The sequence below is a fragment of the Pseudochrobactrum saccharolyticum genome (assembly GCF_008801715.1).
Lineage (GTDB): Bacteria > Pseudomonadota > Alphaproteobacteria > Rhizobiales > Rhizobiaceae > Pseudochrobactrum > Pseudochrobactrum saccharolyticum.
This window is the reverse complement of sequence record NZ_VZPG01000002.1, coordinates 211,093-223,325: the sequence shown is the minus strand read 5'-3', so window position 1 is coordinate 223,325 and position 12,233 is coordinate 211,093. Positions and strand designations below refer to the sequence as shown.

Here is a 12,233-nt window from a genome sequence, read left to right as displayed (position 1 = left end):
AGTCTTCACAAGCCATTAATTCCGGACTGATTTCTTATTAAATTGCGTAATTTACAGACATAATTACCAATTATGACAGGCGTCAGTCACGGGCATTTTCAAGCCGATAAATATGTTTTAAAGTTTCATTCAGCTTAAAGATTTACTTTCCGGGCAATATGCGTTTTTACAAATGCAGATTATGTTCCGATTTTTTACAGGATACCGGTTTCAAGCGCCCGTTACGGCCTGAAAACCGTGTTGAAAAACAAGCCGATTATGCAATTTGTCTGATTATGCGTTTATGAAACACTGCAGAAATTGCATGATTCTTATAAGGACGATTAAATATGATGGATTGGCTGAGCGGGCTGGTGGGCGAAAATACAGCTCATATAATCAGCTTTATCGGGCTTTTTGCACTGTTTCTGGCAGGTGTTTTTGTTGTTTTTGCTGCTATCAAGCGCATGACAGCCGGAACCTATGTGACCAAAAACCATGATGCGGCTCCGCGCCTGACCGTAACTGATGCCGCCGCCGTTGACGGCCAGCGCCGCCTCGTTCTGGTGCGCCGCGATGATGTGGAACACCTGATCCTGATCGGCGGACCATCCGATATTGTGATTGAGCAGAATATTACCCGCCATCAACGCAATCAGCCTGAACAGGCAACGCCCCGCGCCCGTCCGCAGGAAGAACTGGCACAGGCTACTCCGGTTACTGCAACAATCGTTGCTGCACCTGCTGCTCCGCAAATCGCTGCGGCGATTGCAACGCCGGAACTCAATATTGCTCCTGCTGATATTATCTCAGCCGTACCGGCCTATAAGCCGGAAACAGAAGCCGCACCTGCACAACAGCCGCGCCCAGTGGCTACTGCTGCTGCGCAAACACCTGTTGCCGCGCCAAGCCAGCCTTTGCAAACCCATGCCCAGCAGGTAGCTGCTGCCGCCCGCCAGCAACAGCAGCGCCAGGCTCCGGCTGCACGACCGGCAGAAACAGCACCAAAGCTGCATCCGGTTTATCCGCTGGGTCAGGTCTCTCGCGGTGTGATTGCAGCAACATCCGGTCTGGCCGCCGCAAGCAATGCAGCACAACAGGAACTGATTGCCGCCGCCAAACGCGATAATCGCAGCGCCTCACCTTCGCTCGATGATGTGCGTCCGGGTCCTGATGCAAAAACGGCAGAAGGCACACCTCTGGTCTTGCAACGGGCAACTCCGCAAATCGCACGCCCTGCACAGCAGGAACCATCCTTCAGCGCCGCGCCTGCTCCGGCTGCCAAGCCTGTAGTGCAGCCGAATTTTGAGCTTGATCTTGAAAGCGCGGTCGCGGATGCCCTGTCGGATAAGGACTTGTCATCCGACAATGAAATTTCCTTTGAAGATTTGCTCTCGTCCGAAATGGAACAGCATTTCGCAAGCACGGAAAAAGCGGAGCCTGCTGAAAAACCGCAATCGAGTTTGCCAGCCGGAATGCTTGATATTTCTCCCCGCAAATAAGCTCCGAAAAACAGATAATAAAAAAACGCAGCGCCCTCCAGCACTGCGTTTTTTAATTTCTCGCGAGTATGTGCGAAGCACAAAACCCTATAATTTAGTCGTCGCGATAAACTTTTTCACGACGTTCGTGACGTTCCTGCGCTTCGATCGACAAAGTAGCAATCGGACGGGCATCCAGTCGCTTAAGGTTGATCGGGTCGCCGGTTTCCTCACAAAAACCATAGGTTCCTTCATCAATACGAAGCAAAGCCGCATCAATTTTGGAGATTAGCTTACGCTGGCGGTCACGGGCACGCAGCTCGATAGACCGATCCGTTTCTGATGAGGCCCTGTCAGCCAGATCAGGATGATTAGCATTTTCACGCTGCAATGCTTCCAGCGTTTCGCGTGCTTCACGCAAAATGTCATTCTTCCAAGCGATTAGCTTGGCACGGAAATATGACTTCTGCCGTTCATTCATGAACGGTTCGTCATCCGTGGGCTTGTAGTTAAGGTCGATTAATTCACTCATTTTGAATCACCCCACACCTAGGAGACGAAGCGCCTTATAGGTCTATAAGCGACACGATACAACCTGAAAAAATAGCAGTTCAAGTATTTTCAACCTGCACCTGAAAAAATAGCCGCATTATCCTAAAGTCATATAAGCAGATATCTGCAAATTTTAAAATCGAAGATACCGCATCAACTTAAGTAAAACAAAATTTTCACATGACACTATTTTAAAATATCAATGTATAAAAACAAACACCTAAAAATTAACGATATAATTACTCAATATTATATCCTGATTTACAGAATTTTTGCCGCCACAACCTCCGGATAAATTTCTTTTTTGATATATTTCCCTCTCAATCCGGCAATAACTTCAAAAACAATACGCTGCTGACATAACAAACAAGTTACCCGAAATCCGCTTTCGGCCCTTATTTTTAGCTTGTTCAGCACCCTATCTTTTCAGTGTAAAACCTGCAAAATTGCCAATATGCGCACAATCTTATTCCTTCGCCACGCCCAAGCCGTTCTGCCTGACAGCAGCGGAAAAGATTTTGACCGGCGCCTGAATGCGGCCGGTGAGACCGATGCTGAAAATCAGGCAAAGCGCCTGATTAATGCAGGTATTCTGCCCGATTTTATCCTCTGTTCTCCGGCAGCACGCACGAGACAGACGGCAGATATTTTCAAAACTGCTCTCGCTAATGCACACCCCGCTCATCCGGTCACATTGCAGGAAGCCCCCTCGCTCTATCGTGCAAATGCCGCCGGTTACATTCAGGAAATCCGCAGCCAGATACCAGATGCATCCCGATGCGCCCTGATAGTCGGACACAATCCGAGCATTGAAGATTGCGCATTGCTGTTTGCGCGTAGCAGCCATCAATTTGAACAGCGGATTGGCTATGGCTTCCCTACTGCCGGACTGGCCGAAATTAAAACACAGGCAGATTTTTCAGCCTTCTCTCCTGAAAATGCACAACTGACTGCCCTTTACCTTCCGCATGAAGATTAAGGTCTTACCGGCTGTTTATAAAACATAATTGTCCGTGATAATGCGGATATAAATCAGCATAATAGTTTAACACCCTGCAATTACGGATTTCACATCCTATATTCAGGGAACTGCGTTAAATACCAGAGCGTATCGCGCTTAGCGAATATCAACAGTCTTTACGGGGGCATCTTTGGCCAGACTGACCACTTTAACGGATGAAGCCAAAATTGCTTTTGATACATTGATGGAGCGCACCGGCAGCTTGGTAACACCGTCACTACGCCTCGGTGTGACTGGCCTTTCCCGTGCCGGTAAAACCGTTTTCATCACCTCACTGGTGCATAATCTGGTACAGGGCGGACGCCTGCCCTTGTTTGATGCCTATGCATCCGGCCGCATCGCCCGCGCCTATCTCCAGCCGCAGCCGGATGATGCCGTCCCGCGTTTCCAATATGAAGATCATCTGGCGGCATTGGTAAAAGACCGTATCTGGCCGGATTCCACCCGTGCGATTTCCGAATTACGCCTGACAATTGAATATCAGTCGGCTTCCTCATGGGGGCGCATGCTCTCTGCGGGCAAGTTGTCGATTGATATTGTCGATTATCCGGGAGAATGGCTGCTCGACCTGCCCCTGCTCGGCAAAAGCTACGCCGAATTTTGCCGCGATTCCTTTGCGCTCGCTAATGAGACAGCACATCTCGGCTTTGCCGGAGACTGGTTGCGGGAAGCTGCAACTGCTGATGCGCTGGCTCCTGCTGATGAAATGACGGCGCAACGTCTCGCACGCAGTTTCACCGATTATCTGCGCGCAGGTAAATCCGATGAACAAGCATTATCCACCCTGCCACCGGGACGTTTTCTGATGCCCGGTGATCTGGAGGGCTCTCCGGCTCTCACCTTTGCGCCCTTGCCCGACCTGCCTGAGGGCAGTTTCAAAACCGGCTCACTGGCCGCAATGATGGAGCGGCGCTATGAATCCTACAAAACCCATGTGGTGAAACCATTCTTCCGCGAGCATATTGCCCGTCTCGACCGGCAGATTGTATTGGTTGATGCGATGCAGGCGATTAATGCCGGCGGCGCTGCCGTGCGCGATCTGGAGCGGGCATTGACTGAAATCCTCGCCTGTTTCCGTGCAGGACGCTCCAATATTTTCACCGGCCTGATCCAGAAGCGTATCGGCCGTATTCTTATTGCGGCCACCAAAGCCGATCATCTGCATCATGAAAGCCATAACCGGCTTGAAGCCATCGTGCGCAGACTGGTTGACCGCGCCGCCAAGAATGCGGACATGTCCGGCGCTGAGATTGATGTTCTGGCCATGGCCGCGGTGCGCGCCACCCGCGAAGCGACAGTCAACCAGAATGGTGATACATTACCGGTCATCGTCGGCACCCCGCTGAAGGGCGAAGTGATCGATGGTGAGGTCTTTGATGGCGAAACGGAAACTGCGATTTTTCCGGGTGATCTGCCACACAATGTGCAGGCAATTTTTGACCAGCCGGAATTATCACCCCGTGATCGTGCGCATGAAGCACCGATCCGCTTTGTTCGCTTCAGGCCACCGGCGATTAAAGCGGATCTGGATGGTATTCATCTCTCGCTTCCGCATATCCGCCTTGACCGCGCCATGCAGTTTCTGCTCGGCGACCGGCTGGCATAAGGAGCAGTCATGTCGGATAAGCCAAGAAAACCCACGAGTTTTAACGTAGACTTACAGGCCGATAACAGCCAGCCGCAGACACCACGCAAGCCGGTTGCCATCCGCGACCTGTCCGCAGTCACAGCAGAACCGGTCGATGTGTTCGAGCAGGAGGCGATTGATGCCGGTGCGCAACTGACCCCGCCGCCTGCTAGTCTCCTCAAGCGGCGCTTTACTCTGCGCAGTGTGTTTTTTACTGCACTGGGCCTGTTACTCAGCTTTGCCGTCGGCATCTGGACGGAGGATCTGATCCGCGCCATGTTCAGCCGTGCCGACTGGCTCGGCTGGCTCACATTCGGCGTTGCCCTCATCGCCCTTGCCTCACTGATTGCACTGGTGGTGCGCGAAGGACTGGCATTGCGCCGCCTCTCCGCAGTGCAGGAACTGCGCTTCGCAGCAGCAGAGGCCACCGAGCGCAATGATGCGGAGAAAGCCCGCAAAGTCACAGACAGATTGCTGGAAGTAGCAGCCAGCCTGCCGCAGACCGCACGCGGACGCACGACATTAGAGGCATTACGCGGTGATATTATCGACGGACGCGATCTTATCCGCATTACTGAGCGGGAAATTCTGCATCCGCTGGATCGTGAAGCGCGGATGCTGATCCTCAACGCCGCGAAACGCGTTTCTATCGTCACAGCCGTCAGCCCGCGCGCTTTAGTGGATATTGCCTATGTGATCTTCGAATCATCGCGGCTGATCCGCCGCCTCTCTGAGCTTTATGGCTGCCGTCCGGGTTCTTTAGGCTTTTTGCGGCTTGCCCGCAGTGTGATTGCCCATCTGGCGATTACCGGCACCATCGCCATGGGTGACAGCGTGGTTCAGCAATTGCTGGGTCAGGGTCTCGCCTCGCGCCTCTCGGCCAAACTCGGTGAAGGTGTGATAAACGGCATGATGACCGCACGGATCGGCATTTCCGCCATGGATATTGTGCGCCCGCTGCCGTTTGACGCGGAAAAACGCCCGAATATCAGTGACTTTGTCAGCGATATCGTAAAAGCCACAACTCAGAAAAAACCACTCTGAAACCTGTTTATCCCTTGTTTTAATCATGCTAAGCATGTCGCAGCTAAATGGATTCATTTAGCGTTTGCGAACATGCGACAATTAAAAATCTCTAGAGCGAACACCATGAATTTCCTTAAATTCAACACGCTCTAGAAACCAGCTGTTAACCATTCCGGCCGATTATAAGGGCTGGTTTTGGTATCTTGTTTGACAGCATTTCGCGCCCTGAAAAGTGATGATGCAGGTCCTGCAAAGAACTGAAAAGCCGCCCTCAAACTATCCGGAACAGAGTTCTGTTATGATTACACGTGCCACTGCCGCCTGCCTTATTTTATTCGCTTCTGCGGCCAGCACTGTTTCTGCGCACGCATCGGATAAAGACGAAGCTTTCTTCCGCAATGTCGAAGGTCAGTGGAGCGGCCCCGGTGAAGTTGTTGCCGGTAAATATAAGGGCACGAAATTCGTCTGCAATCTCTCCGGCACCACACCGGATGGCAGCATTGGCATGACGCTCGACGGCACCTGCCGCGTCGGCGTCTTCTCGCAGCCGATGAAAGCAACTGTAGTGCGCACCGGCAAAAGCTATAGCGGCACTTTCAATGACGGCGCTGAAGGCAAAGGCCTGAATGTGACATCCGGTTCGGTCAACGGTAACCGCGTAGTGCTGTCACTGGCACGCAAACAGCTCAACGGCGCGATGCTAGCACGCGTCACCGACCAGAACACCATGAATGTTACCGTGTCGGTCAAAGTTGAAGATACAATGGTGCCGGTTGTCGGCATGAGCCTGAAACGCGTTGACGGCGGCACCGTCAGCAGCATTGCACGCAACTAGAACCCTGCCCCGACAGTTTCGCTCTCGGGGCATTTTTATATCAGGAAATCACTTCACAATCGCCAGCGTAAAACCGTCCCAACCTTTGGAACCTACGGTTTGCAAAGCTGTTGCCTCAAGGCGCGGCTCGGCCGCCATCATATCAAAAAACCGCCGGACACCGATCACATTGGCATCCTCCGACTGCGGATCAGTCACAGCACCGTTGCGCACGACATTATCGCCGATAATGACTGTCCCTTTGCGGGAAAGTTTCAGCGCCCATTCCAGATAGACCGGATTATTCGGCTTGTCGGCATCAATAAAAATCAAATCAAACGGCGCGCGATCCTGCAATTGCGGCAAGGTTTCCGCTGCAGCGCCAATCAGAATTTCTATCTTTTCCGCAACACCGGCGGCATCAATATTCTGCTGTGCGATTTCGGCATGCTTTGCGGAATATTCCAGCGTAACCACCTTACCGCCCTCAGGCAGCGCCCGCGCCAGCCAGATTGTGCTGTAGCCGCCGAGAGTCCCGATCTCCAGCACATGTCTGGCACCGCACATTTGTGCAAACAGATTAAGCAGCTTGCCCTGATTGGCCGCCACATCATGGTTCGGCAGCTCTGCATCCGCATTGCGCTGCAACACGGCATCCATAACCGGATCTTCCGCAATCAGCTTCTCAGCCATATAGGCATCGACTTGTTGCCACTGATCTTCTGACTGGTACATAATCACTCCTGAATTTTGAGCAGTTTGATACCATGCCGTAAAGACAGCAGAATGACAGCAACGGGATTTTACAGCCCCGTATCCTGCCACCAGCGATGGCCATAGCTCAGGCGTTGTATCTCACTACTGTCAACTTTTTGCAGAAGGTCAGAGACAATCTCGCCGCGAATTTTCAACTCGGGAGCAATTGTTGCCAGCGGCACCAGCACAAAAGCACGCTGCTCAATGCGCGGATGTGGCAAAATCAGATCCGGCATCTCCAGCGCAAAAACGCTTTCATAAGCCAGCATATCAATATCAATCGTGCGCGGTCCCCAGCGCTCACTGCGCACACGCTTCAACCGCCGCTCAATCGTCTGGGTCACTTCCAGCAATTCCGGCGGTGTTAATATTGTCGAGATTTCAGCACAGGCATTATAGAACCAGTCCTGATCGGTATTTCCCCAAGGCGGTGTACGGAAAACCGGCGAAACGGTTATAACCCTGACATCCTGCCGTTCATCCAGCAGTTGCAGCGCCTGTGCCATTGTCTGCACAACATTTCCGATATTACCGCCCAGACACAGCCAGGCTTTGTGAACCTCGCGTGCTTTCATCTATGCGGCCACCCGACCGTCACTTCAACATAATCCAGCACACCGGCAACCGGCGCATTCGGTTTACGCACGGTAATCTCTGCATGTTGAATTTGCGGAAATGCATCGCACAGTGCTTTGGCTACATCCAGTGCCAAAGCCTCAATCAGATAGCGGCGGGTGCCCGTAATAATCTTCTCGATCATGGAGAAGACAATACCGTAATGCACTGTTTTATCAATATCATCATTATCCAGCGAGTCGCCCGGATCAACCGTCAGCGCGGCATCCACATAGAAACGCTGGCCGAGCTTTTCTTCTTCTTCAAAAACGCCGTGATGCGCAAAAAACGCGCAATTTTTCATACGGATCGTGTACAAAAAGCCCTCATTTCTTTACTTTTTCGTTATGAAACAGGTGTTCACAACCAAAGTTCATAATCGTCTGCCATTCATTCGTCAGCAGACTATACCGCAATTCTGAAAAACCGGTTCACGCTTTTTTTGTAAGAGCTGCGGCATTTAAAACCGCATCCGCCATCATCAGCGCATCACGGTTCAGTGCAACATTATGCACCCGAAAAATATCCGCACCGCTGAGACGCAGCATAACACTGGTTGCCGCTGTTGCCGCATCTCTTTCCGCGGCAATTTCACGACCACTAACGGCACCGGTGAAACGCTTGCGGGAGGTGCCGACCAGCCATGGCAGGCCAAAACTCTGCAACTGTTCAAATCGTGCCATCAGCACCACATTCTGCTGCGTGTCTTTGGCAAATCCAAAGCCCGGATCAAGCATGATCTGCCGCCGATCAACACCGGCTGCAGACGCGATTTCCAGAGAGCGCTCTAAAAACACATACTGATCTTCAATCACATCAGCGGCAACGTCCCTGTCCCGTCCGGTATGCATAATCACCAGTCCGGCACCGGTTTCAGCCGCAAGATTGGCAATATCAGGCTCTTTCTGCAATCCCCACACATCATTCACAATATGCGCGCCTGCTGCGACTGCCAATTTTGCAGTCTGCGTCCGATAGGTATCGACAGAGATCAGACATCCCGTTTCCCGGGCCAGCGCTTCAATCACCGGCAATACGCGATCCTGTTCTTCCTGCGCAGTCACAGTCGCTGCATCAGGACGGGTCGACTCGCCGCCCACATCAATAATCACCGCACCGGCATCCAGCATGGCACGGGCAGAGCTCAGCGCTGCATTGAGCGTCTTATGGCTGCCGCCATCGGAAAAAGAATCCGGCGTAATATTGAGAATTCCCATAATTACTGACTGAACACCCGTTTCAAGAACGCGTCCGTGCGCCAGTCGCCATTCTCTTTTTATAGGGAAACTCTTAATCATATTCGGAATTAACCTTTTAAAATTGCTTTGCTTTCCAAACCAGCCATAAGTTCTTTACACATTTCATGGACTGATAAAAGCCAATGGCTGATAACAGCATAATGCAGCAGAAGACAATTCTGCCGTAATTTGTGCTACAACCGGTAATTTCTGAGTGCTCATTCCGTGAGCACCCGCAATAAAGGAACAGACAATGTCCGGCAAATTTCTCGCGCTTACCCTCACCGGTCTGGTTCTGTTATCCGGCACGCTCGCCTCTACAACGGCAGATGCGGCCTCAGTGACACGGAAATATCGCTATTTTCCGGTTTATGGCACAACGGCAGAGCAGCTGGACAAATCTCTGGCTAAGAACGGTCCGAAACTTAATAATGGTGGTGAAAGCCATCCGGGCGCGACAAAAATCGCTTTTGATGCCCGTGTAAAATACCGTTCCGACGGCAAATATTGCCGCGTCTCTGATGTGCGCGCCAATGTGACAGCCACTATTTCACTGCCAAGCTGGCAGAGCCGTCGCCGCGCCAGTGCCGACACAAGAATGGTCTGGGATGTGCTGGTGAAAGATATCCGCCGCCACGAAGAAAGCCATATCATTATCGCCCGCTCCCATGCTTCGGAACTTGAGCGGCAGATCCGCTCCATGCGTAATGAGCGTGACTGCGCAAAATTGCGCGCCAATGTTGATAAGATCACTGACCGGATTTTTGCCAAGCACGACAAAGCGCAGCAATATTTTGATCGCGTGGAAACCATTAATTTTGAATCGCGGTTTGAAAATCTGATTACCAAAAGCCTTGAGAAACGCCTGCGACAGCAGAAGAAATCCTGAAATAGTTTCACAGATAAAGAAAAAGCCCTGCATAACAAATGCAGGGCTTTTTTTTATTTTAACTCGCATCAAGCGCCGACGCAAAAAAGTGTCAGGCCGTGGCGAAAATGGTGATTTTTGAGAACCGGCGCGGAGCGTACTTAAAGTACGTGAGCACCGGAAGCGTAAAAAATTGCCATTTGCAGACCGGCATGGCACTTTTTCATCAGCTAACGCCGAGCTTCTTCTGCAGACTAGTCGATGAAGTCGTGTACTGGAACACAACGCGTTCACCCGGGCTGACGATACGCTTGGCGGCCTGTGTCATCAGTGCGGCTTCATGGAAACCGGAAAGGATGAGCTTCAGCTTGCCCGGATACCAGTTGATATCACCAATAGCGAAAATGCCAGGCTCGGAAGTTTCAAACTTCTCGGTATCAACGGTGATCAGGTTTTCATGCAGGTTCAGACCCCAGTCAGCAATCGGACCGAGTTTCATGGTCAGACCGAAGAATGGCAGCATACGTGTTGCCGGCAGAACAGTTTCGCCGTCAGCACCTTTGATCTTCACAGCGGAGAGATCACCGTCTTCACCTTCAAGACCGGATACCTGACCGACTTCAAAGCGGATCTTGCCGGCATCAACCAGTTCGAACATTTTCTTCACGCTGTCCGGTGCCGCACGGAATTCCGGACGACGATGCACAACAGTCATACTTTTTACGATCGGCTGCAGGTTCAGCGCCCAGTCCAGAGCACTGTCACCGCCACCAACGATTACTACGTCCTGATCGCGGAAAGCTTCAACACGGCGCACAGCGTAATAAACGCTCTTGCCTTCATAGGCTTCAATGCCCGGTACCGGCGGACGCTTCGGCTGGAAGGAACCGCCACCGGCAGCAATCACCACAACCTTGGTTTCAAAAACTTCGCTTTCATCGGTTTCCACATGGAAAGAACCGTCTTCCAGACGTTCAAGCTTGGTCACCATACGGTTGAAATGGAACTGCGGCGAAAACGGCTTGATCTGTTCCATCAGCTTGTCGGTCAGCATCTGACCGGAGATTTCCGGCCATGCCGGAATGTCATAAATCGGCTTTTCAGGATAAAGTTCGGCACACTGGCCGCCCGGACGATCCAGAATATCAATCAGATGGCATTTCAGGTCATACAAACCCAGTTCAAAAACAGCAAACAGCCCGACAGGACCGGCACCGATAATGACAACATCTGTGCGGATAACTTCGCTCATATCTTCAATCTCACTGAATCATAACAGCTGCGCCAGCCATTACGATCTGTCACATTAATCTTATGCTCTGCCAGCTGTCACACAGAACATGCTCTGTAAGTGCTGCCCGCGGGAGAGTGGGGCAACATCAATACCGGAAACCCGCTGATCTCCGGCGATCCTGTGCAATGCATCTGAAAAACTCAGATGAAACAGCACCGGACAAAATTCAACACGAGTTCTATAGTCAAGTTTAATTCAAATGCCTATAGTTTTTGCCGAAATTGATTTCATTAAAAGCATTTTCAGCAAAAGTGGAAACCGGTTTTGCGTAGAACAATGCGTAAAAGCAAAGAATTAGAGCGGTTCCACCGTTTCATCATGACTGGGACCGCTCTAATACCTGTTCTTTTAACAGGCATGTTACGACACTCATTCTAATGCCTGACAAAAAAACAGAGATACAGACACAAAACTGTGTTTAAACCGCTGAATGCGGAATGATATTGCGCCAAAACAAATAAATAAAAAGCGGTCTGCCTTTTATGCAGACCGCTTTAGGAACCGTAACGAATTGTCCGGACAGATCAGCCCTGACGCTCAGGTACCTGAACAACCAGACCTTCAAGCTCGTCGCGTACGATAATCTGGCAGGACAGACGCGAATTGCCGCGCACATCATAGGCAAAGTCCAGCATATCTTCTTCCATCGGCTCAGGACCGCCAACCACATCTGTCCAGTCTTCATCGACATAAACATGGCAGGTTGCGCAGGCGCAGGCACCGCCGCATTCCGCATCAATACCCGGAATACCGTTGCGAATGGCATTTTCCATAACAGTGGAGCCGTTTTCAGCTTCAACTTCATTCCGCATCGCGCCGTCAGCAGAAACAAATGTGATCTTGGTCATGTAGTCATCCTGTAAAATGCCGGCAAAATCATCCGGTGCAGTGCAAACCGCAGCCGATAAAGCTGACACTCTGTAAAAATACTTGTTGCAGGGCAGATACGTGCTGCAGCCAAG

13 protein-coding genes are annotated in these 12,233 nt (G+C 51.3%); 6 read left to right on the top strand and 7 right to left on the bottom strand.

The genetic code is table 11. The features are described from left to right. Positions 1-329 precede the first annotated feature (329 nt). Complete coding sequence (locus tag F7P81_RS07625) at positions 330-1,481, top strand: flagellar biosynthetic protein FliO (RefSeq protein ID WP_151159091.1); 1,152 nt, start codon at positions 330-332, stop codon at positions 1,479-1,481. A gap of 94 nt (positions 1,482-1,575) precedes the next feature. Here the strand turns inward: F7P81_RS07625 and dksA are convergent, their stop codons facing one another. Continuing rightward, positions 1,576-1,992, bottom strand: coding sequence for an RNA polymerase-binding protein DksA (gene dksA, locus F7P81_RS07620; protein ID WP_022709440.1), 417 nt, complete (start codon positions 1,990-1,992; stop codon positions 1,576-1,578). A 474-nt stretch (positions 1,993-2,466) separates the two neighbouring features. Between dksA and F7P81_RS07615 the strand changes: the two genes are divergently transcribed. The 4 genes from F7P81_RS07615 (at position 2,467) to F7P81_RS07600 (ending at position 6,521) form a co-directional block, all read left to right on the top strand. Further along, a complete protein-coding gene (locus F7P81_RS07615; RefSeq protein WP_151159090.1) occupies positions 2,467-2,991 on the top strand; it encodes a SixA phosphatase family protein in 525 nt (174 codons plus the stop codon). A 172-nt stretch (positions 2,992-3,163) separates the two neighbouring features. Beyond that, positions 3,164-4,639 carry a YcjX family GTP-binding protein gene (locus tag F7P81_RS07610; protein WP_151159089.1) on the top strand — a complete coding sequence of 492 codons (1,476 nt, stop codon included), beginning with the start codon at positions 3,164-3,166 and terminating at the stop codon, positions 4,637-4,639. Positions 4,640-4,648: 9 nt separating this feature from the next. Continuing rightward, entirely contained in the window at positions 4,649-5,704 is a 1,056-nt protein-coding gene (locus tag F7P81_RS07605; RefSeq protein WP_151159088.1) for a YcjF family protein, read from the top strand. Between the two features lie 280 nt (positions 5,705-5,984). After that, positions 5,985-6,521 carry a hypothetical protein gene (locus tag F7P81_RS07600; RefSeq protein ID WP_210307606.1) on the top strand — a complete coding sequence of 179 codons (537 nt, stop codon included), beginning with the start codon at positions 5,985-5,987 and terminating at the stop codon, positions 6,519-6,521. 48 nt (positions 6,522-6,569) lie between these two features. Here the strand turns inward: F7P81_RS07600 and F7P81_RS07595 are convergent, their stop codons facing one another. The 4 genes from F7P81_RS07595 to folP all read right to left on the bottom strand — a co-directional run bounded on the left by F7P81_RS07595 (position 6,570) and on the right by folP (position 9,169). Beyond that, positions 6,570-7,235 (bottom strand): O-methyltransferase, encoded by a 666-nt coding sequence (locus tag F7P81_RS07595; protein WP_151159087.1) that lies wholly within the window; start codon positions 7,233-7,235, stop codon positions 6,570-6,572. 68 nt (positions 7,236-7,303) lie between these two features. Further along, positions 7,304-7,831: a 2-amino-4-hydroxy-6-hydroxymethyldihydropteridine diphosphokinase gene (gene folK / locus F7P81_RS07590; protein ID WP_075654932.1), complete on the bottom strand. Its 528-nt coding sequence runs from the start codon at positions 7,829-7,831 to the stop codon at positions 7,304-7,306. Beyond that, on the bottom strand, positions 7,828-8,190 hold the full coding sequence (gene folB / locus F7P81_RS07585; protein WP_022710840.1) for a dihydroneopterin aldolase: 363 nt from the start codon (positions 8,188-8,190) through the stop codon (positions 7,828-7,830). The genes folK and folB overlap by 4 nt, the downstream gene beginning before the upstream one ends. Positions 8,191-8,302: 112 nt before the next feature. Continuing rightward, a complete protein-coding gene (gene folP / locus F7P81_RS07580) occupies positions 8,303-9,169 on the bottom strand; it encodes a dihydropteroate synthase (protein WP_151159086.1) in 867 nt (288 codons plus the stop codon). A 193-nt stretch (positions 9,170-9,362) separates the two neighbouring features. On the opposite strand from folP, the gene F7P81_RS07575 reads away from it, so the two are divergent. After that, on the top strand, positions 9,363-9,998 hold the full coding sequence (locus F7P81_RS07575; RefSeq protein WP_075654930.1) for a DUF922 domain-containing Zn-dependent protease: 636 nt from the start codon (positions 9,363-9,365) through the stop codon (positions 9,996-9,998). Between the two features lie 205 nt (positions 9,999-10,203). On the opposite strand, the gene F7P81_RS07570 is transcribed toward F7P81_RS07575, so the two are convergent. After that, complete coding sequence (locus F7P81_RS07570; RefSeq protein ID WP_151159085.1) at positions 10,204-11,229, bottom strand: NAD(P)/FAD-dependent oxidoreductase; 1,026 nt, start codon at positions 11,227-11,229, stop codon at positions 10,204-10,206. A gap of 566 nt (positions 11,230-11,795) precedes the next feature. After that, positions 11,796-12,119, bottom strand: coding sequence for a 2Fe-2S iron-sulfur cluster-binding protein (locus F7P81_RS07565; RefSeq protein WP_028233614.1), 324 nt, complete (start codon positions 12,117-12,119; stop codon positions 11,796-11,798). Positions 12,120-12,233 lie beyond the last annotated feature (114 nt).

Bases quoted from the DNA above. Each gene is read 5' to 3' on its own strand.
- F7P81_RS07625 (WP_151159091.1), top strand. From the start codon at position 330: ATGATGGATTGGCTGAGCGGGCTGGTGGGCGAAAATACAGCTCATATA.
- dksA (WP_022709440.1), bottom strand. From the start codon at position 1,992: ATGAGTGAATTAATCGACCTTAACTACAAGCCCACGGATGACGAACCG.
- F7P81_RS07615 (WP_151159090.1), top strand. From the start codon at position 2,467: ATGCGCACAATCTTATTCCTTCGCCACGCCCAAGCCGTTCTGCCTGAC.
- F7P81_RS07605 (WP_151159088.1), top strand. From the start codon at position 4,649: ATGTCGGATAAGCCAAGAAAACCCACGAGTTTTAACGTAGACTTACAG.
- F7P81_RS07600 (WP_210307606.1), top strand. From the start codon at position 5,985: ATGATTACACGTGCCACTGCCGCCTGCCTTATTTTATTCGCTTCTGCG.
- F7P81_RS07595 (WP_151159087.1), bottom strand. From the start codon at position 7,235: ATGTACCAGTCAGAAGATCAGTGGCAACAAGTCGATGCCTATATGGCT.
- folK (WP_075654932.1), bottom strand. From the start codon at position 7,831: ATGAAAGCACGCGAGGTTCACAAAGCCTGGCTGTGTCTGGGCGGTAAT.
- folP (WP_151159086.1), bottom strand. From the start codon at position 9,169: ATGATTAAGAGTTTCCCTATAAAAAGAGAATGGCGACTGGCGCACGGA.
- F7P81_RS07575 (WP_075654930.1), top strand. From the start codon at position 9,363: ATGTCCGGCAAATTTCTCGCGCTTACCCTCACCGGTCTGGTTCTGTTA.
- F7P81_RS07570 (WP_151159085.1), bottom strand. From the start codon at position 11,229: ATGAGCGAAGTTATCCGCACAGATGTTGTCATTATCGGTGCCGGTCCT.
- F7P81_RS07565 (WP_028233614.1), bottom strand. From the start codon at position 12,119: ATGACCAAGATCACATTTGTTTCTGCTGACGGCGCGATGCGGAATGAA.